The 26,293-nt window shown below is 72.5% G+C and carries 18 protein-coding genes and 1 pseudogene; 9 read left to right on the top strand and 10 right to left on the bottom strand.

Going from position 1 to position 26,293, the window contains the following annotated elements; translation table 11 throughout:
* Window positions 1-2 precede the first annotated feature (2 nt).
* Genes paaC through paaE form a run of 3 tightly spaced genes read left to right on the top strand, consistent with a single transcriptional unit; the run spans window position 3 to window position 2,454 of the window.
* Window positions 3-830, top strand: coding sequence for a 1,2-phenylacetyl-CoA epoxidase subunit PaaC (paaC, locus tag AC0665_RS17460; RefSeq protein WP_468638340.1), 828 nt, complete (start codon window positions 3-5; stop codon window positions 828-830).
* The gene (gene paaD / locus AC0665_RS17455; protein WP_366052334.1) at window positions 824-1,339 is read left to right on the top strand and encodes a 1,2-phenylacetyl-CoA epoxidase subunit PaaD; all 516 of its coding nucleotides are present in this window, start codon (window positions 824-826) and stop codon (window positions 1,337-1,339) included. Before paaC ends, paaD begins: the two co-directional genes overlap by 7 nt.
* Entirely contained in the window at window positions 1,339-2,454 is a 1,116-nt protein-coding gene (gene paaE / locus AC0665_RS17450; RefSeq protein WP_478705282.1) for a 1,2-phenylacetyl-CoA epoxidase subunit PaaE, read from the top strand. Before paaD ends, paaE begins: the two co-directional genes overlap by 1 nt.
* Before the next feature lie 136 nt (window positions 2,455-2,590).
* Here the strand turns inward: paaE and AC0665_RS17445 are convergent, their stop codons facing one another.
* Window positions 2,591-4,216, bottom strand: a complete 1,626-nt coding sequence (locus tag AC0665_RS17445) for a PucR family transcriptional regulator (protein ID WP_478705281.1) — start codon at window positions 4,214-4,216, stop codon at window positions 2,591-2,593.
* Between the two features lie 212 nt (window positions 4,217-4,428).
* Between AC0665_RS17445 and AC0665_RS17440 the strand changes: the two genes are divergently transcribed.
* The 4 genes from AC0665_RS17440 to AC0665_RS17425 all read left to right on the top strand — a co-directional run bounded on the left by AC0665_RS17440 (window position 4,429) and on the right by AC0665_RS17425 (window position 12,081).
* Complete coding sequence (locus tag AC0665_RS17440) at window positions 4,429-5,697, top strand: aspartate aminotransferase family protein (RefSeq protein ID WP_478705280.1); 1,269 nt, start codon at window positions 4,429-4,431, stop codon at window positions 5,695-5,697.
* Window positions 5,694-8,567 carry an FAD-binding and (Fe-S)-binding domain-containing protein gene (locus tag AC0665_RS17435; RefSeq protein WP_478705279.1) on the top strand — a complete coding sequence of 958 codons (2,874 nt, stop codon included), beginning with the start codon at window positions 5,694-5,696 and terminating at the stop codon, window positions 8,565-8,567. The genes AC0665_RS17440 and AC0665_RS17435 overlap by 4 nt, the downstream gene beginning before the upstream one ends.
* The gene (locus tag AC0665_RS17430) at window positions 8,564-10,003 is read left to right on the top strand and encodes an NAD-dependent succinate-semialdehyde dehydrogenase (protein WP_478610111.1); all 1,440 of its coding nucleotides are present in this window, start codon (window positions 8,564-8,566) and stop codon (window positions 10,001-10,003) included. Before AC0665_RS17435 ends, AC0665_RS17430 begins: the two co-directional genes overlap by 4 nt.
* Window positions 10,004-10,113: 110 nt before the next feature.
* Complete coding sequence (locus AC0665_RS17425; RefSeq protein WP_478705278.1) at window positions 10,114-12,081, top strand: heavy metal translocating P-type ATPase; 1,968 nt, start codon at window positions 10,114-10,116, stop codon at window positions 12,079-12,081.
* A 55-nt stretch (window positions 12,082-12,136) separates the two neighbouring features.
* Here AC0665_RS17425 and AC0665_RS17420 read toward each other — a convergent pair whose 3' ends face one another.
* From AC0665_RS17420 to AC0665_RS17405, 4 genes and pseudogenes are all read right to left on the bottom strand, one after another.
* Entirely contained in the window at window positions 12,137-13,204 is a 1,068-nt protein-coding gene (locus AC0665_RS17420; protein ID WP_468405932.1) for a LacI family DNA-binding transcriptional regulator, read from the bottom strand.
* An 86-nt stretch (window positions 13,205-13,290) separates the two neighbouring features.
* Window positions 13,291-15,674 (bottom strand): annotated as a pseudogene (locus AC0665_RS17415) (beta-galactosidase).
* Window positions 15,668-17,434 carry a beta-galactosidase gene (locus AC0665_RS17410; protein ID WP_478705277.1) on the bottom strand — a complete coding sequence of 589 codons (1,767 nt, stop codon included), beginning with the start codon at window positions 17,432-17,434 and terminating at the stop codon, window positions 15,668-15,670. Before AC0665_RS17410 ends, AC0665_RS17415 begins: the two are co-directional and overlap by 7 nt.
* 32 nt (window positions 17,435-17,466) lie before the next feature.
* The gene (locus AC0665_RS17405; RefSeq protein WP_478705488.1) at window positions 17,467-18,591 is read right to left on the bottom strand and encodes an MFS transporter; all 1,125 of its coding nucleotides are present in this window, start codon (window positions 18,589-18,591) and stop codon (window positions 17,467-17,469) included.
* Window positions 18,592-18,919: 328 nt separating this feature from the next.
* Here AC0665_RS17405 and AC0665_RS17400 point away from each other — a divergent pair, with 328 nt between their 5' ends.
* Entirely contained in the window at window positions 18,920-19,321 is a 402-nt protein-coding gene (locus AC0665_RS17400; RefSeq protein ID WP_478610114.1) for an SseB family protein, read from the top strand.
* Window positions 19,322-19,351: 30 nt separating this feature from the next.
* Here the strand turns inward: AC0665_RS17400 and AC0665_RS17395 are convergent, their stop codons facing one another.
* The 5 genes from AC0665_RS17395 to AC0665_RS17375 all read right to left on the bottom strand — a co-directional run bounded on the left by AC0665_RS17395 (window position 19,352) and on the right by AC0665_RS17375 (window position 24,045).
* Complete coding sequence (locus AC0665_RS17395) at window positions 19,352-19,741, bottom strand: MarR family winged helix-turn-helix transcriptional regulator (protein ID WP_478610115.1); 390 nt, start codon at window positions 19,739-19,741, stop codon at window positions 19,352-19,354.
* Between the two features lie 74 nt (window positions 19,742-19,815).
* The gene (locus AC0665_RS17390) at window positions 19,816-20,847 is read right to left on the bottom strand and encodes a LacI family DNA-binding transcriptional regulator (protein ID WP_468638356.1); all 1,032 of its coding nucleotides are present in this window, start codon (window positions 20,845-20,847) and stop codon (window positions 19,816-19,818) included.
* Complete coding sequence (locus tag AC0665_RS17385) at window positions 20,844-21,755, bottom strand: carbohydrate ABC transporter permease (protein WP_468638357.1); 912 nt, start codon at window positions 21,753-21,755, stop codon at window positions 20,844-20,846. Before AC0665_RS17385 ends, AC0665_RS17390 begins: the two co-directional genes overlap by 4 nt.
* Window positions 21,752-22,729 carry a carbohydrate ABC transporter permease gene (locus AC0665_RS17380; protein ID WP_478610116.1) on the bottom strand — a complete coding sequence of 326 codons (978 nt, stop codon included), beginning with the start codon at window positions 22,727-22,729 and terminating at the stop codon, window positions 21,752-21,754. Before AC0665_RS17380 ends, AC0665_RS17385 begins: the two co-directional genes overlap by 4 nt.
* The gene (locus AC0665_RS17375; protein ID WP_478610117.1) at window positions 22,726-24,045 is read right to left on the bottom strand and encodes an ABC transporter substrate-binding protein; all 1,320 of its coding nucleotides are present in this window, start codon (window positions 24,043-24,045) and stop codon (window positions 22,726-22,728) included. The genes AC0665_RS17380 and AC0665_RS17375 overlap by 4 nt, the downstream gene beginning before the upstream one ends.
* Window positions 24,046-24,231: 186 nt before the next feature.
* On the opposite strand from AC0665_RS17375, the gene AC0665_RS17370 reads away from it, so the two are divergent.
* The gene (locus tag AC0665_RS17370) at window positions 24,232-26,253 is read left to right on the top strand and encodes a beta-galactosidase (RefSeq protein WP_478610118.1); all 2,022 of its coding nucleotides are present in this window, start codon (window positions 24,232-24,234) and stop codon (window positions 26,251-26,253) included.
* Window positions 26,254-26,293 lie beyond the last annotated feature (40 nt).

Below are 26,293 nucleotides of genomic sequence, written 5' to 3'. Positions count from 1 at the left end.
GCATGAGCGACGACCACGTCTACCTGACCCTCGCCGAGGGACACGAGGACGACACCCGCTGGGCCTACGGCACCGGCTTCGAGGACCCCCTGCACGGCGTCGACACCACCGTCCCGGACGGTGTCGACACCGGTGAACTGGCGGACCTCTGCGTCACCCTGGCCGACGACGCCCTGGTCTCGGCCCAGCGGCTCGCCGAGTGGACCACGCGCGCCCCGGAGCTGGAGGAGGAGGTGGCGCTGGCCAACATCGGCCTCGACCTGCTCGGCCAGGCCCGCCTGCTCTACTCCCGGGCGGGCCAGGCCGACGGCACCGGCCGCGACGAGGACGCCTTCGCCTACTTCCGCGACGCGGGCGACTTCCGCAACGTACGTCTGGCCGAACTGCCCAACGGGGACTTCGCGTTCTCGATCGTCCGGCTGCTGGTGTTCTCCAGCTGGCGCCTGGCCCAGTTCGAGCGGCTCGCCGCCCACCGCGACCCGGTGCTCGCGGCGATCACCGCCAAGGGCGTGAAAGAACTGACCTACCACCGCCAGTACGCGGCCGAGTGGGCCGTGCGGCTCGGCGACGGCACCGAGGAGTCGCACCGCCGGATGCGCAGGGCGCAGGAGCAGGTGGCGCCCTACCTGGGCGAGCTGTTCACCGCCTGCGACGTCCGGGACGAGGTCGTCGCCGTGCTGCGCCAGGTCACCGAGGCGGCCGGACTGCCCATGCCCGTCTACCGGCCCCTGCCCGGTTCCGGCCGCACCGGGGAGCACACGGAGCATCTGGCCCCGCTGCTGGCCGAGTTGCAGAGCGTGGCCCGCGCACACCCGGAGGCGACATGGTGACGGCACTCCTGGACGCGCGGCGGGCCCGGCGGATCGCCGAGCAGGTGCCCGACCCCGAACTGCCCATGCTCACGCTGGCCGACCTCGGCGTGCTGCGCGAGGTGACGCTGACCCCGGACGGCACGGTCGTCGCCGCCCTGACCCCCACCTACTCGGGCTGCCCCGCGATGGCCGAGATGCGCGCGGGCGTGGCCGCCCGGCTGCGGGACGCCGGCTACGAGCGCGTCGAGATCCGCACGGTCCTCGACCCGCCCTGGAGCAGCGACTGGATCACGGCGGACGGCCGCCGCAAGCTCGCCGAGCACGGCATCGCCCCGCCCGGGGCCGCGCCCGCGCACACCGCCGGCCCCGTCCCGCTCGTCCTGTCCCCGACCCGCCGCTCCGTGCCCTGCCCCCGCTGCGGCCACCCCGACACCGAAGAGACCTCCCGCTTCGGCGCCACGTCCTGCAAGGCACTGTGGCGCTGCCTCGCCTGCCGCGAGCCGTTCGAGTACGTCAAGGAGATCTGATGGAGGACCTGATGGAGCCGGCCCCCGCCGAGGCGGCCCGCCCGCGTGCCCGCCGACGTCCGGTCTTCCACCCCTTGCGGGTCGCCGCCGTCCAGCCCCTGTGCGAGGACGCGGCAGCCATCAGCTTCGACATCCCGGCCGAGCTGGCCGAAGAGTTCACCTTCGCCCCCGGACAGTCGCTCACCCTGCGGCTCGACATCGACGGCAGGGACGAACGCCGCTCGTACTCGATCTGCTCACCGGCGGGCACGGCCCCGCGCATCGGTGTCCGGGTGGTCCCCGGCGGCCTGTTCTCCTCCTGGCTGGTGCACGAGGTGCGCCCCGGTGACATCGTCGAGGTGATGGCGCCCACCGGGGCCTTCACCCCGGACCTCACCGTCCCCGGCCACCATGTCCTGATCGCCGCCGGTTCCGGCATCACGCCCATGGTCTCCATCGCCGAATCGGTCCTGGCCGCCGACTCCCGCTCGCGCGTCACCCTCCTCTACGGCAACCGCCGCACCGGCACGGTGATGTTCGCCGACGAGCTCGCCGACCTGAAGGACCTCCACCCGACGCGGTTCCAGCTCGCCCACGTCCTGTCCCGCGAGCCGCGCGAGGCCGAGGTGCTCTCCGGCCGCCTCGACGCCGAGCGGCTCTCCGCCCTGGTCGACGCGCTGGTCGACGTGGAGTCGGCCGGCCACTGGTGGCTGTGCGGCCCGCACGGCATGGTCCGTGCCGCCCAGGAGGTCCTGACCGGCCTCGGTGTGCCCGCCGATCGCGTCCACCAGGAGCTGTTCTACGCCGACGACGAACCCGTCCGCGAGGTCCACCACACCGAGACCGGCCCGTCCGGCCCGGTCAGCCAGGTCACCATCACCCTGGACGGCCGCTCCACCGCCTCCGCCCTGCCCCGCGAACGCACCATCCTCGAAGGCGCCCAGCAGACCCGCCCCGACCTCCCCTTCGCCTGCAAGGGCGGCGTCTGCGGCACCTGCCGTGCCCAGGTCACCGACGGCAAGGCCGACATGCGCCGCAACTTCGCCCTCGAACCGTCCGAGGTCGACGCGGGTTACGTCCTCACCTGCCAGTCGTTCCCGGTGTCCGAGACGCTGACGGTGGACTTCGACACCTGAGCCCGCGGAAGGCAGGCCGGCCGACGGCCCACGGCTTGGCCCGGGACCTCGACGTACCGGTGTCGACAGGCGCCTGTCACTCGTTCTTGGAGGCGTGACACCGAACGCGTTACACGCGGTGCGCTTCCCCCTTCCCTCAGCCGACGCGAAGGGCCCGCAACACCGTGAGGGCCACGTGGAGTTCGGTGCGGCGGTCGCCGGACTCCAGGTCGGTGTCGAGGAGGCGCTCGATCGTGCGCAGACGCTGGTACATGGTCTCCCGGGACAGGCCGCCGCGACGGGCCGCCGTGGTCTTGTTGCCGGCGGCGTCGAGGTAGTGGCCCAGGGTCGTCAGCAGGTCGGTGCCGTGCCGGGTGTCGTGGTCGATGAGCCGCCCCAGTCGGCGTTCCGTGTAGTCCTGGATCCGGGTGTCCTCGCGCAGCGCGTACAGCAGCCGCCGCAGGTCGATGTCCGGCACCTCGTGGAAGGAACGCCCCGGGGGCGGCGACTGGCCGGGCGGAGTCGCCTCGATGACCCGGGCCGCGTCCCGGAACGAACGGGCGGTGTCGGCCAGATCCGTCACCTCCGAGCCGACGCCGACGACCGCCTCCGGGGCCAGCGCCAGCGCGGTGCGGCTCAGCCGTTCGGCCACCGGCCGCCAGGGCTGCGCCGGGCGCAGGGCCAGCAGCACGCCCAGACGGCCGGGGGCGAGTTCCCCCACCAGGGCCGGCACACCGGCCGACCTCAGCTCCCGGTGCAGCAGCGTCTCCGGCTCGGCGCCCTGCCCACCGGATCCCAGGTCCAGGAGGAGCGCCACGAAGCCACCGCCCTCCGTGGGCAGCCCCAGGGCGGCGCAGCGGGCGCGAACGTCCTCGGGGGAGTGGTGGCGCTGCTCCGCCAGCTCCCGCAGGGCATTGCGGTGTGCCGTGCGCTCCCAGGGGGTGGTGTGGATGAGCCGGGCCACGGTCAGGGCCATCGCCGTCCGCTCCAGGACGGTGATGTGCTCCGCCCCGAAAACGGCCCCTTCGGTGGGCAGCATGGCCAGCCGTCCCCAGCGCTCGCCCTGGTAGGAGACGGGGGCGGTGAGCCACCCCTCCGGGCCGCCCACCTGCGTGTGGCCGCCGGGCTCGGCGGCCCTGGACCGCCGCTCCCAGTCGCCGAGCGCCTCCTCCACGGTGCTTCCCGACGGCTCGCAGATCAGCGCCTGGTGCACCAGGTTCTCCAGCACCACCGTCCGCCCGCTCATCTCGGCGGCCGCCCGCACCACGTCCTCCGGCCCCGCCCCGCGCAGCGTCAGCGCCGTGAACGCCTCGTGGATGCGCTGGGTCCGCCGCATCGCTTCGGCCTGACTGCCGAGGATGAGCGCGTGCACGACCTGGGTGACCTCCAGGAAGTTGACGTCCCGCGCGAGGGTGACCAGGGGGAGACCCCGGCTCCGGCAGGCCTGCACGAGCGCGCCGGGCGGCCGGTGGAAGCGCCGTACGAGCTCGATGACCAGGGCGGCCGCCCCCACCTCGGTGAGCTCGTCGACGTACCGGCGCACCCCCGCCGCGTCCTCGGGCAGGGGCATACCGGTGGTCAGCACCAGCTCGCCGCCTTTGAGGAAGGAGGCCGGGTCCGTCAGCTCCGTGATGTGCACCCACCGCACCGGCCGGTCCAGCCCGGCGAGCCCCGTGACGACCTGGGGCTGTCCGGCCGCCAGGACGGGCAGGGCGAGGACGTCGGCGAGGGTCGGTGCGCGACCGGCCTGCGCGGGGTGATCGTTCACGGCGCCTCCCTGCATGCCCGGTCACTCTGACAAGCGGGGCTGACCTGCGCAAGGGCTGTCCATGGGCGGGACAGGTGGTGCTCCGGGGACCCGGCCCCTGACACAACGTCCGAACAACGGGTTCCGGCCGGACAGATCACGCGTTGTCGCCTCCCGCTCCGGCTTGGATGCTCGGTTTCCGGAGCTCAGCCCAGCAACCACACCTCGACGTACGGCCGGGAGACAACATGACCGCACTGTCGCCGCACCTTCGCCAGGCCACGCCCGTCGTGGCGGCCCGGGGCGAGGGCGTCCACCTCTACGGCGAGGACGGCCGCCGCTACCTCGACTTCACCGCCGGCATCGGCGTCACCAGCACCGGGCACTGCCACCCCAAGGTCGTGGCGGCGGCGCAGGAGCAGGTCGGCACGCTGATCCACGGTCAGTACACGACCGTCATGCACCAGCCGCTGCGCCGCCTGGTCGACAAGCTGGGCGAGGTGCTGCCCGCCGGACTGGACAGCCTGTTCTTCACCAACTCCGGCAGCGAGGCAGTCGAGGCGGCACTGCGGCTGGCCCGCCAGGCCACCGGCCGTCCCAACGTGCTGGTCTGCCACGGCGGCTTCCACGGCCGCACGGTCGCCGCAGCTTCCATGACCACCTCCGGCATCCGCTTCCGGTCCGGATTCTCGCCGCTGATGAGCGGTGTGGTCGTCACCCCGTTCCCGACGCCCTTCCGGTACGGCTGGGACGAGGAGACCGCCACCCGCTTCGCCCTGAAGGAACTCGACTACACCCTCCAGACGATCTCCTCGCCCGCCGACACGGCCGCGATCATCGTCGAGCCGGTCCTCGGCGAGGGCGGCTACGTCCCCGCGAACCGCGCCTTCCTGGAAGGCCTGCGGGAGCGGGCCGACCGGCACGGCTTCCTGCTGATCTTCGACGAGGTCCAGACCGGCGTCGGCCGCACCGGCCGCTTCTGGGGCCACGACCACTTCGGCGTCACCCCCGACATCCTCGTCACCGCCAAGGGCCTGGCCAGCGGCTTCCCCCTCTCCGGCATCGCCGCCTCCGAGGAACTGATGACCAAGGCCTGGCCCGGCTCGCAGGGCGGCACGTACGGCGCCAACGCCGTCGCCTGCGCCGCCGCCTGCGCGACCCTGGACGTCGTACGCGACGAGAAGCTCGTCGAGAACGCCGACGCGATGGGCCGGCGGCTGCGCCAGGGTCTGGAGGCCGTGGCCGACCGGACCCCCGGCATCGGTGACGTCCGGGGCCTCGGCCTCATGCTCGCCACCGAGTTCGTCACCGAGGACGGCAGCCCCGACCCCGAGACCGCCGCCCGCGTCCAGCGCGCCGCCATCGACGAAGGCCTGCTCCTGCTGCTGTGCGGCGCATGGAACCAGGTCGTCCGCATGATCCCGGCGCTCGTGATCGACGAGACGGGCGTCGACGAGGGCCTCCAGGCCTGGGCGAACGCGGTCGAAGCCGGCACGTCGGGAGCGTCCCGGCGATGACCACCACCACCCGCGACCTGGCGGGTCTCATGTCCCGTATCGCCGAGTCGGCGCCCGGTCTGCGGGTGGAGACCGGCCCGGGGGCCACCGGCCCGTACGCCTACGACGCTTCCAACTACCGGGTGCCGCCGCGGGCGGTGGCTTTCCCGCGGAGCGCCGAGGACGTGGTGGCGGTGGTGCGGGCGTGCCGCGAGGCGGGTGTGCCGGTCACAGCGCGTGGCGGTGGCACGAGCATGGCCGGTAACGCGGTCGGGCCGGGGGTGGTGCTGGACTTCTCCCGGTACATGAACCGGATTCTGGACATCGACGTCCAGGCGCGTACCGCGCGGGTCGAGGCGGGTGTCGTGCTGGATGCGCTGCGCAGTGCGACGGCGTTGCACGGGCTGGATTTCGGGCCGGATCCGTCGTCGCACAGCCGGTGCACTCTCGGCGGGATGATCGGCAACGACGCGTGCGGGAACCGGTCGGTGCGCGACGGACGCACCAGCGGGCATGTCGTGGCGCTGGAGATCGTGACGGCTGACGGCGTGCGGGCCGTCGCCGACCGATCCGGGCTGCATCCGCTCGACCCTGCCGATGGCTCTCTCGTCGCCCGGTTGGAGGCGGATCTCAAGCGGCTGGTGCGGGAAAATCTGGCGTTGATCCGGACCGAGCTGGGGCGTATTCCGCGTCAGGTCTCGGGCTATCAGCTCCAGCATCTGCTGCCGGAGAACGGGTTCGATCTGGCCCGTGCTCTGGTGGGCACCGAAGGCTCCTGTGCGGTCGTGACCGCTGCGACGGTCCGCCTGGTGGCGACCGCACAGGCCTCCACCCTCCTCACTCTCGGCTACGACGATGTGGTCGAGGCGGCCGAGGACGTGCCGGAGATCCTGCGTTACTCGCCCAGTGCGGTGGAGGGCATGGACGAGGCGATCGTCGCCACCATGCGCGCCCGCCGGGGCGAGGACTCGGTGACCGGCCTGCCCGAGGGCCGGGCGTGGCTGTATGTCGAACTTGAAGGCGATGACCAGGCCACCGTGAACGCCCGCGCCGCCGAACTGCTCGACGCGCTCAAGACGCGGGGCCGGCTGACGGGGGGCCGGGTCGTGCACAGCCCCGCGCAGCGGCGGTCGTTGTGGCGGGTGCGTGAGGACGGGGCCGGGCTCGCTGCCCGGCTGGCCGACGGCGGGGAGTCCTGGCCCGGCTGGGAGGACGCGGCCGTCGCCCCCGAGAACCTCGCCGCCTACCTGCGCGACTTCCGCAAGCTGCTCGTTTCCCACGAGCTGACCGGAGTGCTCTACGGGCACTTCGGCGCCGGATGCGTCCACGTACGCATCGACTTCGACCTGGCCACCGACACCGGCCGTGGTGCCGCCCGCCGTTTTCTCGGCGAGGCCGCCGCCCTGGTCGTGGAGCACGGCGGGACGCTGTCGGGTGAGCACGGTGACGGACGCGCGCGCAGCGAACTGCTGGAGGTGATGTACAGCCACCGCATGATCCAGGCCTTCGCCGCGTTCAAGAAGGTTTTCGACCCCGAGGGGCTTCTGAACCCCGGCGTGATCGTCGACCCGGCCCCGCTCGACGCCGACCTCGCACTGCACACGCCCGATGTCGTGCCAGTCAGCACGCTGTTCACCTTCCCCCACGATCAGGACGGCTTCGCCGGCGCGGTGCGCCGCTGTGTCGGTGTGGGCCGTTGTCGCAGTGACGCGGGCGGGGTGATGTGCCCCAGCTACCGGGCCACCGGCGAGGAGAACCACTCCACCCGCGGCCGGGCCCGCATGCTCCAGGAGATGGTGCGCGGCGAGGCCGTCACGGACGGCTGGCGCTCGACCGAGGTCAAGGACGCCCTCGATCTGTGCCTGTCCTGCAAGGCCTGCTCCAGCGACTGCCCCGTCGGGGTCGACATGGCCACCTACAAGGCGGAGTTTCTCCACCAGCACTACAAGGGACGGTTCCGTCCGCGTTCCCACTACTCACTGGGCTGGCTGCCGCTGACCTCGATGCTGGCCGGATACGCGGCCCGGCCGGTCAACGCCCTGCTGCGCGGGCCGCTCGGCAGGATCCTGGCCCGCCTGGGCGGTGTGACCACCCGGCGCCGCATCCCGGCCTTCGCCTCCCGGCGCGCCCTGCGCAGGACCCTGCGGGCGGCGAAGACGAACGAGCCGGCGAAGGCCGTGCTCTTCGTCGACAGCTTCACCCGCGCCTTCCGCCCCCAGGTCGCGGGAGCCGCGAGCCGTGTGCTCGCCGACGCCGGTATCTCCTGCGCGCCGCAGGACGGACTGTGCTGCGGACTGACCTGGGTCAGCACCGGCCAGCTGTCCGTGGCCCGCAAAATCATGGCCCGCACGGTCGCCGCTCTCGACAACGGCGACGACCGGCCGATCATCGTCGCCGAACCCAGCTGCGCGGCCGCGCTGAAACGTGACGTCCCCGAACTGCTGGGCACCGAGGCCGCCCGGCGGGTCGCCGACCGCGTGCACACCTTCACGGGCGCGCTGACCGACCTGGCCGACCCGGGCTGGAGCCCGCCGCCGCTGCCCGACAGCGTCGTGCTCCAGACCCACTGCCACGAATACGCCACCTTCAAAGGCCGCCACCCCGCCGACCTGCTGCGACGGCTCGGCGTGCACAGCGTCGACGAGGCCGAAGGCTGCTGCGGCCTGGCCGGCAACTTCGGCTTCGAAGCCCAGCACTACGACACCTCCATCGCCGTCGCCGACCTGGCCCTCACACCCCGCCTCGACACCCTCGACGGACGCCCCGTCATCGCCGACGGCTTCAGCTGCGCCACCCAGATCGACCACCTCGCCGACGGCCGGGACATCCACGCCCTGCACCTCGCCGAACTCCTCGACCCCACCGCAGACCGACCAGGAGAGACGACATGACCGAGGTTCTGACGCAGTTGTTCATCGGCGGTGCCTGGGTGGATGCCGCGGACGGCGCCACCATGCCCGTCGACGACCCCGCCACCGGTGAGATCCTCTGCCGCGTCGCCGACGCCGGTCCCAAGGACGCCCGGCTCGCGGAGCAGGCGGCCGTCCAGGCCCAGCACGACTGGGCCCGCACGGCGCCCCGGGCGCGCAGCGAGATCCTGCGCCGGGCCCATGAGCTCATCCTGGAGCGCACCGACGAGCTCGCCCACCTGATGACCTCCGAGATGGGCAAACCGCTCACGGAGGCCAGGGGAGAGGTGGCCTACGCCGCCGAGTTCTTCCGCTGGTTCTCCGAGGAGGCCGTCCGCATCGACGGCGACCACGGACTGCTGCCCGACGGCCGCAACCGCATGCTGCTCTCCCGTCGCCCGGTCGGCCCCTGTCTGCTGATCACGCCGTGGAACTTCCCGCTGGCCATGGGCACCCGCAAGATCGGCCCGGCGATCGCGGCGGGCTGCACGATGGTCCTCAAGCCCGCCCCCCAGACCCCCCTGTCCAGCCTGGCACTGGCCGGGATCCTCCAGGAGGCGGGCCTGCCGGACGGTGTGCTGAACGTCGTCACCACCTCCCGCGCCGGCGAGGTGTGCGAGCCGCTGCTGCGCGGCGGCCGGATCCGCAAACTGTCCTTCACCGGCTCCACCGCCGTGGGCCGGCTGCTGCTCGCGCAGTGCGCCGACACCGTCGTGCGCACCTCGATGGAGCTGGGCGGCAACGCGCCGTTCATCGTCTTCGACGACGCGGACCTGGAAGTCGCCGTGGACGGGGCGATGGTCGCCAAGATGCGCAACATGGGCGAGGCCTGCACGGCCGCGAACCGGTTCTTCGTCCACCGGTCGGTGGCCGAGGAGTTCGGGCACAGGCTCGCCGAGCGGATGGGCGCGCTGGTGGTGGGCCCCGGCACGCGCGACGGCGTCGACGTCGGACCGCTGATCGACACCACCGGACGGGCCAAGGTCGCGGAACTCGTCGCCGACGCCGTCGAACGGGGCGCCCGGGTGCTCGTCGGCGGCCGTACGCCGGAAGGGCCGGGGTGTTTCTACCCGCCGACCGTGCTCACGGACGTGGACCCGGGCAGCCGCCTGATGGACACGGAGATCTTCGGCCCGGTCGCCGCGATCCTCACCTTCGACGACGAGGACGAGGTGCTGCGCCGCGCCAACGACACGCCGTGGGGCCTGGTCGGTTACGTCTTCACCCAGGGTCTGGACCGTGGGCTGCGCGTCAGCGAGGGCCTGGAGGTGGGCATGGTCGGCCTGAACACCGGTCTCGTCTCCAACCCGGCGGCCCCGTTCGGCGGGGTCAAGCAGTCCGGGCTGGGCCGGGAAGGCGGCCGGGTGGGGATCGACGAGTTCCTGGAGTACCAGTACGTGGCCGTTCCGGTGCGGTGACGGCGGGAGGGGAGGGGTGGCGACCAGCCGTCGCATGAAGGCATGAATGAGTCTTCATGTATTCCTGTATGGTGAGGGGAGCCGACGCGCCCCCGCCAGAAGGACCCCCGATGACCTCCACCCTCACGCCGCAGCAGGCCGAACGGGCCACGCCCGAGCGCCCCGGGACCGCGCCCCGGCGGCGTACCCGTGTCCTCGCGCTCCCCGAGGCACGCTGGGCCGCCGCGGCCACCGTCCTCTTCCTGCTCGCGCTCCCCTTGCAGCTGACCGGCGCCCCCGCCTGGACATGGGGCCCGCTGTACGCCCTGGCGTACGTCACCGGCGGGTGGGAGCCGGGCTGGGAAGGGCTCAAGGCGCTCAAGGACCGCACCCTCGACGTCGATCTGCTGATGGTCGTCGCCGCCCTGGGCGCGGCCGCGATCGGGCAGGTCATGGACGGTGCCCTGCTCATCGTCATCTTCGCCACCTCCGGCGCGCTGGAGGCCCTGGCCACGGCCCGTACCGCCGACTCGGTCCGCGGTCTGCTCGACCTGGCCCCCGCCACGGCCACCCGGCTGGACCCCGACGGCGGCGAACAGACCGTCCCGGTGGAGGAGTTGGCGGTCGGTGACACCGTCCTCGTCCGCCCCGGGGAGCGGGTCGGCGCCGACGGCCGGGTGCTGGACGGGGCGAGCGAGGTGGATCAGGCGACCATCACGGGGGAGCCGCTGCCCGTGGCGAAGGAGCGGGGCGACGAGGTCTTCGCGGGCACCCTCAACGGCACCGGCTCGCTGCGGATCCGGGTTGAGCGGGACGCGTCCGACTCGGTGATCGCCCGGATCGTGCGCATGGTGCAGGAGGCGTCCGAGACCAAAGCCCCCACCCAGCTGTTCATCGAGAAGGTGGAACAGCGCTACTCACTGGGCATGGTGGCCGCGACCCTGGCCGTCTTCCTGGTGCCGCTGGCCTTCGGCGCCGAGCTCACCGACGCGCTGCTGCGCGCCATGACGTTCATGATCGTGGCCTCTCCGTGCGCGGTGGTGCTGGCCACCATGCCGCCCCTGCTGTCGGCCATCGCCAACGCCGGACGGCACGGCGTCCTGGTGAAGTCGGCCGTGGTGATGGAACGGCTGGGACAGGTGGACGCGGTCGCGCTGGACAAGACCGGCACGCTCACCGAGGGCGGACCCCGGGTCACCGATGTCCGGCCGCTGCCCGGATCCGGCCTGGACGAAGGGCAGTTGCTGACGCTGGCGGCGGCCGCCGAGCGGCCCAGTGAGCATCCGCTGGCCCGGGCGGTCGTGGACGCGGCCCGCGAGCGCGGCCTCGACCTGCCGGAGGCGAAGGACTTCACCTCCACGCCCGGCGTGGGAGTGACCGCCGTCGTACGCGGCCGCACGGTCGCGGTGGGCGCCCCCGCCCGGCTGGCGGACGACGCCGTCGAACCGGCCGCGGAACTGGAGGAGTCCGGCCGTACCGCCGTCCTGGTCGTCGTCGACGGCGCGCCCGCCGGACTGCTCGGCATCGCCGACCGGCTGCGCCCGGACGCCGCCGCCACGGTCGCTTCCCTCGCCCGGCTCACCGGCAGCGCCCCGGTGCTCCTCACCGGTGACAATCCCAGGGCCGCCGCACATGTGGCCGCCGAGGCCGGCATCGACGACGTGCGCGCCGGGCTGCTGCCGCAGGACAAGCTGGCCGCCGTGCGGGAGATGGAGAGCGCCGGCCGCAAGGTGCTGGTCGTCGGGGACGGCGTCAACGACGCACCCGCCCTGGCCGCCGCGCACACCGGGATCGCCATGGGCCGGGCCGGCTCCGACCTGGCCCTGGAGACCGCGGACGCCGTGATCGTGCGGGACGAGCTCGCCGCGGTCCCGGCCACCGTCGCGCTGTCCCGGCGGGCCCGCGCGCTGGTCGTGCAGAACCTGGTGATCGCCGGGGTGTTCATCGCCGGTCTCGTCGTCTGGGACCTGGCGGGCGACCTTCCGCTGCCGCTGGGCGTCGCGGGCCACGAGGGCTCCACGGTCCTGGTCGGCCTCAACGGACTGCGGCTGCTGCGGGAGGGCGCCTGGCAGCGGGCGGCCGCCCAGGCGAAGGGCTGACGGCCGCCGGTCAACGTCGGTGGGGGGCCGCTGCCGGCTCGGCTCAGGTCGCCCGTCAACCCGCCGGTGGGGGACCGCTGCTGGCCCGGACCACCAGGTCCACGGGAACCACGGTGTCCACGCGCGGCTCGCCCGGGCCGTCGATCCGGTCGAGCAGCAGCCGCAGCGAACGGGTGCCGATCTCCGCGAAGTCGGTGCGCACGGTGGTCAGCGGCGGCAGGTAATGCGCGGCCTCGGGGACGTCGTCATAACCGACGACACTGACGTCCCCGGGCACCGACCGTCCGGCCTCGTGCAGCGCGTGCAGCACGCCGAGCGCCATCTGGTCGTTGGAGACGAACACCGCCGTCACCTCCGGGCTGCGGGCCAGCCGACGGCCCAGGTCGTAGCCGGAGCCGGCGCTCCAGTCCCCCACGAGAGGGGCCGTGACGGCGGCACCGGCGGCCCGGAGCGTCGCCTCCCAACTGGCCAGCCGCTGGTCGGCGGAGGTCCAGCCGGTCGGCCCGGCGATGTGCCGAACGGTGGCGTGCCCGAGGCCGAGCAGGTGCTCGGTCGCCTTGCGCGCTCCGGTACGGGAATCGCCGGTGATCAGGGGCGTACCCTCGTCGAGGGCGTTCTCCAGCACCACGAGAGGGGTGCCCAGATCGGTCGTCTCCGCCAGCGCCCGGCCCACCCACAGCTGCGGCGCGATCGCGATCACCCCGTCGGCGCCCTCGGCCGACAGCCGGTTCACGGCCTCGACGACGGTGTCGTGGTCGGCGGTGTCCAGGGCGATGGAGCTGACGAGGTAACCGGCCTCCTGGGCCGCCGTGTTGATCGCGGTCAGGATCGAGGCGGGCCCGTACCGGGCGGCGTCGAAGGAGATGACCCCGAGCATCCGGGTCCTGCCGCTGGCCAGGGACCGGGCGCTGCGGCTGGGCCGGTAGCCGAGCGTGCGCATGGCCGCCAGGACCGCCTCGCGTGTCCCGGGGCGCACGGCCGGATGGTCGTTGAGCACCCGCGAGACGGTCTGCTTGGAGACACCGGCCATCCGGGCCACGTCGGCCATCACGGGTCGCGCCCCCGCGAAGTTGCGCCTGCTGCGGCCCCGGGGCGCGGGGCCGTCGGTGGCGCTCGGTGTCATGGCGGGTGATTCCTCGGGGTCGGTACGGCGGTCCTGAACCCGCCCGGCAGGAGCACAGCATAGGCCGGGCGGTGCCCGACGGCTCCTCAGCCGGTCCGCACCGTCAGGCGGCGCGTCACCACCCACTCGGCGTCCAGCACCCGGGGCTCCCGCCACGCGTCGCCCGACGGCCCCGGGACGTGCACGGGCGCGTCCCCGGCCAGCGGCAGCACCTTCAGTCGCAGCCCCCGCGCGAGCAACGCCGCGACCGGCAGCCGGTCGAGACCGATGTCCCAGACCCGGCCCGAGAAGAACTGGTCGGCGACCAGAGTGTCTCCCACGTAGGCCCGCGCCAGGTCCCCCGTCCAGCGCAGCCGCAGCAGCACACCCGACGGGTCCCGCAGCAGGTCCTCCGGTACGTCCACCCGGTACTCGGCGGCCGCGGCGTCCACGTCCTCGTCGGCGGGCACGCTCGCCCGGCCCTGCACGCCGGTCACCGGAGCGGGAGCCGGGCCGCCCGGCCGGACGCACACGACGGTCGCGGGGGAGTGCGGCGAGGCACCGGTCTCGATCGTGCAGCGCGTGAACACGCCGTCCGCCGCCCGCCGGACCCGGGCATCCGCGACCATCGGCGCCGCGTCCGGCGCGGGCAGCACCGCGAACGAGGGCTCGGCGGCCGCACTGTGCAACCGCACCTCGTCCCGGAACGCGTCGAAGACCACACCGTCCTCGCACAGCACCAGCCGCTCGGCGCCCCACGCCCGCCCCCGGTAGACGGTACGGGCGGTGGCCGCGTCCAGGACCAGCAGGCCGACCCGTGAACCGTCGGCCGCGTCCACCTCGACCAGGGCGTCGGTGCCGGGCCGTACACCGCTGACCAGGATGCGGCCGGCGACCGGCGTGACCTCCCCGGACGGCACGGTGACGGCCGCCACCGTGTCCGCGTCCAGGGCGAGTTCGGGCGCGATGCCGTCGGTCGCGGCCAGCACCAGGACCGTACGGCCGTCCGCCTCGACGGTGCACACGGGCTGGGCCGTGGCCCACTCCAGCCGCAGCCCCGCCACGTCCAGCCGGAGCGGCCAGCAGAAGTAGGCGCCGGAGGGCACCCTGACCGGAGTGCTCGGCAGGGTCAGCGAGGAGGCGTGAGGGAAGTCGACCGTGAAGAGCGTGTCCGGGTGGTCCGGGAGCGGCTCGTGCGGCTGGTGGTTGGTCACGAACAGGAAACCCGAGGTGCCGTCGGTCCGCACGGCCCAGCGCAGGGTGTCCCGGTCGTGCTGCCCGGCGGGCGACCGCTCGGGCAGTACGGACCGCATGGCCGCGATCCGCTGCCCGAAGCCGGCCAGCAGCAGATGCTGAGGCGCAGTTCGTGGTACGAGGGCCGCACCTGTCCGTACTCCCCGAGCGGGGCCTGGAAGTCGTAGGTCAGGACGGGCAGGTCGTTGGGGTAGCCGGTGGCGTGCGACTCCTGGAGGGAGCTCAGCTCGCCGGCCGGGTTCGTACCGCCGTGGAACATGTAGTAGCCCTGCCACACCGAACCGCAGCCGATCTTGGTGAGTCCGAGGGCACCCACATCGGCGGCCTCCACGCGCGGCCGCCGGTGGTAGGCGACCGCCATGCCACCACCCAACTCGCAGGTGGCCCAAGGGAACCTGTCCTCCGAAGCGGCGGCGCCCGGCACCCGCCTGGGCCGCAGATCCGGGCCGATGGCCTCGTCGTCGCGCTCGTGGGTGAAGAAGAAGTGCTTGCGGCAGGTGTCGGGCCAGCCGCCGTCCGCCTCCGTCCAGAACGCCTCCGGATAGCCGCCGTACAGCGGGAGGAGGTCCTCGCCCGGGAGCCGGACCCCGCCCCAGGCGGTCGACGTCCACAGCGGCGCGCTCAGCCCGGCCTCCTGGGCGAGGCGCTTCAGCGTGCGCAGATGACCGGGCTGGTCGTAGAGCTCGTTCTCGATCTGGATCGCGACGATCGGGCCGCCGTTCGCCCGCTCCAGACCTGCGAGTTGCTCCGCGATCCTCGCGAACCACATGCGCACGGGCTCCAGATAGGCCGGGTCGTCGGTACGCGGGGCGCGGGTCCGGGCCAGCAGCCAGTCGGGCAGGCCGCCGTTGCGCACCTCCGCGTGACACCAGGGGCCGATCCGGGGGATGAAGTCGAGGCCGTGGCGGGCGCACAGCCCGGCGAAGCGCCCGAGGTCGCGGTCGCCGTCGAAGCGGACCCGGCCCTCGCTCTCCTGATGGTGGATCCAGATGACGTAGGAGGCGACGGTGGTCACTCCGCCCGCCTTCATCTTCAGCAGCTCCTCCTCCCACTCCCCGTTCGGGTAACGGGAGTAGTGGAACTCGCCGGAGACCGGGAACCAGGGGCGGCCGCCCCGGGTGAGCCAGCGGCTCGTGACCCCGATCGGATCGGGCACACCGGGCGCGTCCGAGAAGGGCAGGTGGCCGGTCTGCGGAGCAGCCTCGGTCGGGGGCACGCGCAGGAGATGCGTCACCATGTGTTCTCCGGGCCGAGGTCGGGGGTGTCGGTCAGCAGGGCGTGAGGGGCGGGGGTGCCGTGCAGCTCCAGCACGACCAGTTCGTTGGCGCCCGGGCGCAGCACCGGAGCGGGGACGTAGAGCGTGCGCTGCGGGCCGCGGTTCCAGTAGCGGCCCAGGTGGAAGCCGTTGATCCAGGCCTGGCCCTTCGACCAGCCCGGCAGGGAGAGGAACGTGTCGGCGGGCGTGTCGACGTCGAAGGTGCCGCGGTGGAAGGCCGGCACGGTGGCCGGCGCCTCGGCGGCCGGGGCGAACGGCACCGCCTCCAGGTCGTCCAGGGGCAGCGGGTGGCAGTCCCAGCCGGTCAGGTCCGTGCCGTTGAAGGAGACGGGTCCGAGCAGGCCCTTGGGCGCTCCGATGCGGGGACCGTAGTTGACGCCGCCCATGTTCTCGACGAGGACCTCCAGGGCCGCGCCGGGCCGTGGCACGCGCACGGGCAGCGACTCGTCGTGGCGTTCGCTCTCCAGCACACCGGCCGGCGCGCCGTCGACGAAGACCTGGGCGCGGTCGCCGACGCCGCCCGCGAAGTGCAGCAGGCCGTCGCCGCCGGCCGGGAGGGTGGTGCGGTACAGCGCGTAACCGGTGCGCTGCCCGAGCTCGCCCATGGTCGCGGGCACTTCGGTGCGCACGGGCGGGGCGAGTGAGCCGGCGAGGGGCAGCAGGGCCGCCCGGCCGCTCAACCGGACCGGTGTGAGCGGAAGTTTGGCACTCGGAAGCGGGACGGGCTCGTCGGGCACGGTGGCGTGGCGGGCGATGACCTCGCGGAAGGCGTGGTACTTCGGGCCCGGATCACCGCACTCGGTGAGCGCGGCGTCGTAGTCGTAGGACGTGACGGTGGGCGTGTAGGCGTGTTTGTGGTTGGCGCCGTTGCCGAAGCCGAAGTTGGTCCCGCCGTGGAACATGTAGATGTTGACCGACGCCCCGGCGGACAGCAGCCGGTCCAGGTCGGCGGCGGCGTCGGCCGCGCTCCGCACATGGTGTGGACCGCCCCAGTGGTCGAACCAGCCGATCCAGAACTCCGCGCAGAACAACGGGCCTTCGGGGCGGTGCTCGCGCAGGCGTGCCAGGGACTGCTCGATACGGCTGCCGAAGGTGCCGGTGGCCAGGACGTCGGGCAGGCTGCCGGTGGCCAGGTGCTCGGGGTCGGCCTGGTCGCAGGTGAACAGCAGCTCCTCGACGCCGCGGGAGCGGAAGGCGTCGGCGAGGTGCTTCAGATAGGCGCTGTCGTCGCCGTAGGCCCCGTACTCGTTCTCCACCTGTACGGCCATGACGGGACCGCCCGCCGCCGCCATGTGCGGGCGGAGCACGGGCAGCAGCAGGTCGAGGTAGCGGTCGACGGCCCCGATGAAGCGGGGGTCGCTGCTGCGCAGCCGGACGTCCGGATCGGAGGTCAGCCAGTCGGGCAGGCCGCCGCCGTCCCACTCGGCGCAGATGAACGGCCCGGGCCGCAGCAGCACCCGCAGCCCCTCGTCCCGGGCGAGCCGGAGGAAGCGGGGCAGGTCGAGGAAGCCGTCGAGGACGAGAGGGCCGTCGGGGGAGGGCTGGTGGTGGTTCCACGGGATGTAGGTCTCCACCGTGTTGAGGCCCATCAGCCGCGCTTTGCGCAACCGGTCGGACCAGAGCCCGGGATGGACGCGGAAGTAGTGCAGCGCACCGGAGATGATCCGGAACGGCTCGCCGTGCAGCAGGAATCCGTCGGACGTGGTCGTCAGGGCGGGCATGCGGGGGCTTCCCTTCCGAAGGGGGAGTGGAGTCAGCGGGAGCGGGTGCCCCGGATCAGCCAGAGCGTCGCGGCCAGGCAGAGCGCCGAGACGCCGCACAGCAGGAGCGGCACGGCGCGGACCCCGGACCACTCGATGGCCTTGCCCAGCGCCGGTCCCGCGGCGACCCCGCCGATCATGGAGGCCGCGATGACCAGGGCACCGGCCCGCCGTGCCCGCGGGGCGGCCCGGTTCAGCCAGGGCAGGCCGGTGGGGAAGATCGGCGCGATGAACAGACCGACACCGGCGTAGGCGTAGGGCGCGAGCGCCGGGACGGTCGCGGCCAGCAGGCACACCGTCATCCCCGCGCACGAGACGGTGATGATGGCCTGGGCGGAGAAACGCAGCGCGAGCGGGGCGACCAGGAAGCGGCCGACGGTCATCATCAGCCAGTACACGGAGGTGGCCGTGGCGGCGACGCCCGCGCCGTAGCCGATGGTCTCCAGATGCGTGGGCTCCCAGCCGCCGACACCGGCCTCGATGCCCACGTGCAGGACATAGAGGACGACGAAGACCGCGAGCACCGAACCGAGGCTCCGGCTGAGGACGGGACCGCCACCGGCCCGCTCCCCGGCCGGGGCGGGAGCCCGGTTCCGCACGCCCCGCAGGCACAGCAGCAACGGCAGGTTGGCGAGGGCGAAGACGAGGAAGACCGCCGGGTAGTGCTCGGCGCCGACCGCGCCGATCACGGCGGGGCCGAGGATGGCGCCGATGCCGAAGTGCGCGTTGAGGATGTTCAGCATGGCGGTCGAACGGTGGCCGAAGCCCACGGCGAACAACTGGTTGAGGCCGTAGTCGATGCCGCCGAAGCCGAAGCCGGCGAGCAGGGCCGCCGCCAGGGCGGTGGGCCAGTCGGGCGCCAGCGCGAAGCCGGCCGCGCCGAGGGCCATCAGCAGATACGAACTGCCGAGGATGCGCCGGTTGCCGACCCGCCCGTAGAGCCGGTCGAACAGCAGCACACCGGCCACACCACCCACGAAGTGCGCGCTCAGGCCCAGCCCCGCCGCGGAGGGCGACAGCCCGAACTCCGCACGCAGCGCCGGGATCGCCGGGCCGTACAGGGCCTGCAACGCCCCGAAGCCCACGCAGGAGGCGACCACGGCGGCCCCGCTGAACACGGGGCCAGGCGGTGCGGGGGAAAGACGGGCGGCGTGCTCTTCGATCACGCGGACTCCGGAGGACGGGCCACCGCGGGGGTGGGAGGAGGACACAGGCGTGTACGGAAGGATCAGAGGTGTGATGTTACCGGTAACATCACAGGCGTCAACATCCCTCGACGGCCCGGGAATCCGCCCGGCCCCCCACACGATCTCCCCCGCGCTCCCACGAACCCCGGAGATCCACCAGGGTTGCCCCGTTGCCGTTCGGGTACGCGAGCAGGACCGTACCCGGGGCGGATCATGTCCCCGGGCTGGCCGCACGACCGCCGCTACCAGGGAATCTGCCATGGAGACACCCGCAAACGACCCCACGCCCACGCCCGCCCAGCAGGCACTGGACGTCCTCGCCGAGAACACCGAGGACGCGGCGGCTCTGGACGCGCTCGCCAACAGCGACGTGCTCATCCCCGTGCCCGACGACGCGGCCGACGCCGACGCCGTCCATCCCACGGCGGTGGCGCTGCCGGTGCTGGAGCAGCCGGGCGGCGAACCGGTGGTACCCGTGTTCACCTCCGAGATGGAGATGGCCGGACTGCTGCCGTTCGTCTCCCGCTACCGCCTGGTGCCGCTCGGCGCCCTCGCCGCGCAGTGGCCCGCCGACGACCTGTCGCTCACCATCGACGGCAGTTCGGAGCACCGCCTGACGCTCACCTCGGAGGGAGTGCGCACCCTGCTGGCACGCCAGTGAAGCGACCGGCCCGGTCCGGACCTGGGCGGGTCAGCCGCCCAGCGTCCGGGCCAGTGCCGCCCGCTGCAGGGGCAGCACCTCCGCGTGCAGGTCACGGCCCTTGCGCGTGAGGGAGACCCACACGCCCCGCCGGTCCTCGGCGCACACCGACCGTGTCACCAGCCCGTCCTTCTCCAGCCGGGCGATCAGCCGCGACAGCGCGCTCTGGCTGAGGTGGACCCGCCCCACCAGGTTCTGCACCCGGCACTGCTCGCCCTCCTCGGGCGCCGCGGTCGCGAGCATGTCCAGAACCTCGAAGTCGGAGGCGCCCAGGCCGTGCGGATGCAGCGCACGGTCGATCTCGCACATCGTGCGCGCATGGGCCGACAGGATGTCCCGCCACCGGTCCTCGAGCTGCCCACCAGCCGTTTTCGACGCCATAGGGGAACGGTAACACCGGCCCGGGGTTCCATGACCGTGCATGCAGTGCGGGCCCGTACTCCGGCCGCGCGGCGCTACGTCGACTCCCGCCGCACCAGCTCCGTCGGCAGGATCACCGCCGCCGGGTCCTCGCCCCCGATCTGCGCGAGCAGCACCCTCACCATCTCGGCGCTGATGCGATCCCAGGGCTGCCGGATGGTCGTCAGCTCGGGGCTGGAGGCCACGGCGGCGGGTGAGTCGTCGAAACCGCCGACCGCCACGTCCTGCGGCACCCGCCGCCCCGCCCGCTGGAGGGCCGCGAGCACGCCCTGCGCCATGAGGTCGGAGGCCACGAACACCGCGTCGACGTCCGGGGCCTGCGCCAGCAGCCGCTCGGCGCCCGCCTCGCCGCTCGCCCGGCTGTAGTCGCCGGAGACGACCAGCCGCTCGTCGAAGTCCAGGCCCGCCTGCGCGAGCACCTCCTTGTAGCCGGCGAGGCGCTCGACACCGCCGGGCGTGTCCAGCGGACCGGTCACGGTGCCCACCCGGCGCCGCCCGAGCGACAACAGATGGCGCACCATGTCCCGGGCGCCGTCACGGTCGTCGGCGGCCACGTAACTCACCTTGGAGGCCACCCCGATCGGCTTGCCGCACGCGACCAGCGGCACCCCGGCCTCGCGCAGCCGCTCGACGACCGGATCACCGGAGTGACTGGAGACGAGCAGCACTCCGTCGACGTGTCCGGCGGTGATGTACCGCGTGATCCGCCGCCGTTCGTCCTCGGTGCCGGCCAGCATCAGCAGCAGCGGGATGTCGTGCGCGGCGAGCGCCTGGGTGCAGCCGCGCAGCAGGACGTTGAAGTTGGGGTCCTCGAAGAACCGCTCCTGCGGCTCCGTGAGCAGGAAGCCCACCGAGTCCGAGCGCCCGGTGATCAGGGAGCGGGCGTGCCGGTTGACCACGTAACCCGTTCTGCGGATGGCCGCGTTGACCGCCTCCTGGGCGGCCGGGCTGACGTAGTGGCCGCCGTTGAGGACGCGCGAGACGGTGCCGCGCGAGACTCCCGCCTCGCGCGCCACGTCGTGGATCGTGGGCGGCCTGCGCCTGCCTCCCGCAGCGTTCATGGTCACGACTTTACGGCTCCGGAGAGCAGATCCAGACTCCAGAAGCGCTGGATGACCAGGAAGAGGGCGATCAGCGGCAGCACCGCGAGGAACGCGCCCGTGATGACCAGGGTGTACAGGGCCGGGGTGTTGGCGCCCTGCTCCAGCAACGTGAACAGGCCGAGGGTGATCGGGAACTTCTCGTCGTCGCTGAGCATGATGTACGGCAGCAGGAAGTTGTTCCAGATCGCCACGAACTGGAACAGGAACACTGTCACCATCCCGGGGATCATCATCGGCAGCGCGATCCGGGTGAAGATCCGCCACTCGCTCGCCCCGTCCATGCGTCCCGCCTCGACCACGTCGGAGGGCACCGCGGCGGCCGCGTAGATCCGCGCGAGGTAGACGCCGTAGGGGAAGAGGATCTGCGGCAGCAGGACGGACAGGTGCGAGTCGGTGAGATCGGCCTTCGCCATCAGCAGGTACTGGGGGACGGCCAGGATCACCGGCGGCATCAGCACACCCGCGAGCAGCACGTTGAAGAGCGCCTCGCGGCCTCGGAAGCGGTAGATGGCGAGCGCGTAGCCGCTGACCGCCGACACGACCGTCGACAGCAGCGCCCCGAGACCGGCGTACAGCGCGGAGTTGCCCATCCACTTCCAGTAGACGCCGTCCCGGTAGGCGTTCAGGTCCCTGACGTTGTCGGTGAAGCCCGTGCCCGGCAGGAACGTGAAGGTGGAGAACAGTTCGCGCCCGGACTTGGTGGCGGCGATGACGACCCAGGCGACCGGCAGCAGGCAGTAGAGCGCGCCCAGCAGCAGGGTGACGGTGGGGATCAGGGCGATCCGGCGGCGCAGCGGCGGACGGCGGTCCCGGGCGGCGCCGGGCGTGCTGCCCGCCCTCGGCTCCGCCTGGGGAACGGCGAGGGAGCTCATCGAGCGGCCTCCTGCTTCTGACGACGGTTCACGGCCCGCAGGAAGCCGAAGGAGAGGAGGAGCGTGGCGAAGGCGATGATCACGGCCTGCGCCGCGGCCCCGTGGATGTCGCCCTCGCCGAAGGCGTCCCGGTACACCTTCATCAGCGGACTCCAGGTCGTGGACACGGAGTTGGTGAGCGGTTTGAGAGTGGTCGGCTCGTTGAACATCTGGAGCGTCGCGATGATGGAGAAGAAACAGGTCAGCACCAGTGAGGGCGCCACCATCGGGATCTTGATCCGCAGCGCGATCTGCGTCGGGGTGGCGCCGTCCAGCTTCGCGGCCTCGTACACCTCCGCCGGGATCGCCTGGAGCGAGGTGTAGATGACGATCATGTTGAAGCCGGTGCCGCCCCAGACCGCGATGTTCGACAGGGCCAGGTACAGCGGCCCGCCGTCCAGCAGGTCGGGCTGCGGCATCCCGAACCTGTCGAGCACGTAGTAGAAGGGGCTGACGTCCGGCAGGTACAAGAAGCCCCACAGCAGGGCGGCCACCACACCGGGGATGGCGTACGGCAGGAAGATCGCGAGCCGGGTGACGGGCGCGAGCCGCACCTTCTCGGAGTCGAGCATCAGCGCGAACAGCAGGGCCAGGCCGAGCATGACGGGCACGACGATGCACCCGTAGCCGAGCACGCGCAGGGCGCCACGCAGCAGTTCGCTGTCGGAGAGGGCGTCGGTGTAGTTCTCCAGGCCGGCCCAGACCTCCCTGCGGGCGCCGGAGCCCAGGCCGAGGCCCGAGACCTTCTCCTTGCGGAAGCTGAGCCAGAGCGCGTAGCCGATGGGGAGCGCGAAGAACAGGGCGAACAGGATCGTCGCGGGGAGGAGGAAGACGTAGGGGGCGCTGCGCGCCCGCCTGCGGGTGGTGCGGGGAGACGGGTGGCCGTACGGGGCCCCCTCGACCCCGTACGACTGCCGGCGTGCCGTGCTTCTCACCGAGCTACCTCGAAGCCCTGCTTCTTCATGTCGGCGACGGTGTCGGCCTGCATCCGGTCCAGCGCGGCACCGAAGTCCGACTTGTTCTTCGCTGCGGCACCGAAGGCGTCCTTGAACGTGGTGTACGCGACGTTGACGTTCGGGCCCCAGGCGGAGGGCGCGGTGGTCTCCGCGATGTCGGCGGCCTTGCGGTAGAAGTCGGCCTGGTTGGAGAAGTAGGCCGGCGGCTCGAGGAAGGCGCCGCTGGTCTGGGCGTTGGTGGCGGCCGGGTAGATGCCGCTCTCCTTGGCCAGCGCGTTCAGGGCCTCGCCGTCGGTGTTCAGCCAGGTGGCGAACTTCGCGGCGGCCTCCTGGTGCTTGGAGTCGGTGGTGACGCCGGTGGAGGAGCCGCCCCAGCTGCCGGTGCGGTTCTCGCTCGCGGACCACTGGGGGAGCGGGGCCATGGCCCACTTACCCTTGGTCTCGGGTGCGGCGGTGGTCAGCGTGCCCGGTGCCCACACGGCGCTGACCCAGGCGATCTGCTTGCCGGTGTTGAGCGCCTTGTTCCATGCCGGGGTGTACATCGGCTGGTTGTCGATGGCGCCCTCCTTCACCAGGCCGCCCCAGAACTTCGCGACCTTCCGCGTCGCCGCGTCGTTGATGGAGACCTTCCACCGGTCGCCGGAGGTCGTCCACCACTTCGCGCCCGCCTGCTGGGCGAGACCGGCGAAGAGGCCGGAGTCGTTGGCGGAGAAGGTGGTGAGCTCCTTGCCGGGAGCCACCTCCTTCAGCTTGCGGGCGGTCTGCGCGAACTGGTCCCAGGTCGTCGGCACCGTCAGGCCGTACTCCTTGAACAGGTCCTCGCGGTAGTAGAACATCATCGGCCCGATGTCCTGCGGGACCGCGTAGACCGCGTCCGTGCCCAGCGTCGTCTGCTGCCAGACACCGTCGGCGAAGCGGTCCTTCGCCTCACCCACCTCCCCGGATATGTCGGCGAGCGCGTCATTGCTGACCAGGGTGGGCAGCGCCTGGTACTCGGCCTGCACCAGGTCGGGCGCCTTGCCCGCCTTGTGGGCGGTGAGGATCTTGGTGACGAGCGTGTCGCCGGACGCCTGCTTCTTCACCGTGACGGTGATCCGGTCCTTCTTGCCCGGCCCCTTGTTCCACAGGTCCGCGACCTTGTCCATGCCGGGTGTCCAGGTCCAGTACGTCAGCGAGACCGGTCCCGACCCGGTGTCGCTGTCCCCGTCGTCCGAACCGCAGGCGGCGAGGCTGGTGGCACCGAGCGCGACGGCGACGGCGGTTGTCACGAGGCGGCGGCGCTTCGTGTACGGCATGGATCTCTCCCCTGACCTGGGGTCCCCGCCTGCTGCGAAGACCCTGCCATGCTTCTGTGAGCGTTCACAGTAGAGAAACACTCACGACACTTGTCAATGGTTGTTGCTGTGCGGTTATGTTGGGCTCCGCACCGCGCCTCGGTGTGTGCACGTTCCCATTCTGATCCTTCGACCGGGAGACCATCCATGCCGGAGACCACCCCCAGGGGCCTGACCAGGCTCGCCTTCGGTGGGGACTACAACCCCGAGCAGTGGCCGGAAAGCGTCTGGCAGGAGGACGTCCGGCTGATGCGGGAGGCCGGCGTCACCCTGGTGAGCGTCGGGATCTTCTCCTGGGCGCTGCTGGAGCCCTCACCCGGCACCTACGACTTCGGCTGGCTGGACCGGCTCCTGGACCTGCTGCACGAGCACGGCATCCGCGCCGACCTCGGCACCCCCACCGTCGTGCCGCCCGTCTGGTTCTACCGGGCCCACCCCGAAGCGCTGCCCGTCACCGCCGAGGGCCTGCGCTACGAGTTCGGCTCCCGCGCGGCCATCTGCCACAGCAACGCCCACTACCGCGAGGCCGCGGCGGCCATCACACGCAAGCTCGCCGAGCGCTACGGCGACCACCCGGCCCTGGCCATGTGGCACGTGCACAACGAGTACGGCGTCCCCGTCTCGGCCTGCTACTGCGACTCCTGCGCCGCCCACTTCCGCCGCTGGCTCGCGACCACCTACGGCACCGTCGACGCCGTCAACGAGGCCTGGGGCACGGCCTTCTGGGGCCAGCGCTACGCCGCCTTCGAGGACATCAACCCGCCCCGGCTCACCCCGGCGGCCGTCAACCCCGGCCAGGCGCTGGACTACAAGCGGTTCGCCGACGCCACCATGCGCGAGAACTTCGTCGCGGAGCGGGACATCCTGCACCGCCTCTCCCCGGGTGTGCCGGTGACCACCAACTTCATGACGGCCCTCAGCCAGTGCGACTCCGTCGACTACTGGGCCTGGGGGCGCGAGGTCGACCTCGTCACCAACGACCACTACCTCATCACCGACGGCCGCCGCACCCACGTCAACCTGGCGATGGCGGCCGACCTCACCCGGTCCGTCGCGGGCGGCGCCCCCTGGCTGCTGCTGGAGCACTCCACCTCGGGCGTCAACTGGCAGCCGCGCAACCCCGCCAAGGCCCCCGGCCAGATGGCCCGCAACTCCCTCGCGCACGTGGCCCGCGGCTCCGAGGGCGCCCTGTTCTTCCAGTGGCGCCAGTCCCGTCGCGGCGCCGAGAAGTTCCACTCGGCGATGGTCCCGCACGGCGGCACCGACACCCGCGTGTGGCGCGAGGTCGTCGCACTCGGCGCGTCCGTCGAGGCGCTGAGCGAGATCCGCGGCACCCGCACCCGCGCCGACGTCGCCGTGCTGTGGGACTGGCACTCCTGGTGGGCGCAGAACCTCGACTGGCGCCCCAGCGTCGACCACGACGCCCGCGAACGCGCCGATTCCTTCTACGAGGCCCTCTACGACCGCCACCTGACCGTCGACTTCGCCCATCCGGAAGCCGATGTGTCGAGGTATCCCCTGGTGGTCGTACCGGCCCTGTACCTGATGACGGAGGCGGCCGGGCGCAATCTGACCGCGTACGTCGAGAGGGGCGGCACGCTGGTCGTCTCCTACTTCTCCGGCATCGTCGACGAGCACGACGCCGTCCACGAGGGCGCCTACCCGGGCCCGCTGCGAGACGTCCTCGGCCTCACCGTCGAGGAGTTCTCCCCGCTGCTGCCCGGCGAACGGGTGCGGGTCACCGGCCCCGGGGGAACCGAGCTGTCCGCGGACGTGTGGACGGAGTTCGTGGTGCCGCGCGGCGCGGAGACCGTGCTGACGTACGCCGACGGCCTCACCGCCGGGCTGCCCGCCGTCACCCGGCACCGCTTCGGTGCCGGCACCGCCTGGTACGTCTCCACCCGGCTCGGCGCCGACGGCCTCGACACGCTGCTCGGCCGGGCGAGCCAGGACGCGCGGATCGCCCCGCGCACGGATCTGCCCCGGGACGTCGAAGTGGTCCGCCGCACCGGCGAGTCGGGCACCTACCTGTTCGCGGTGAACCACACCGGCTCGGACGCCAAGGTGCCGCTGGAGGCCCCCGGCACCGAGCTGCTGACCGGTGAACGCGCCGCCGGCCGCCTGGCCGTCCCGGCCGGAGCCGTCCGGGTCGTCCGGCTCGACGGCTGAACCGACTCCCTCCGCCCGCGCGAGCCACGAGCCGCGGGCG

This window comes from Streptomyces sp. NPDC043685, from assembly GCF_056436585.1.
The sequence above is the reverse complement of the archived record's forward strand: the minus strand, read 5'-3'. Positions and strand labels throughout refer to the sequence as shown.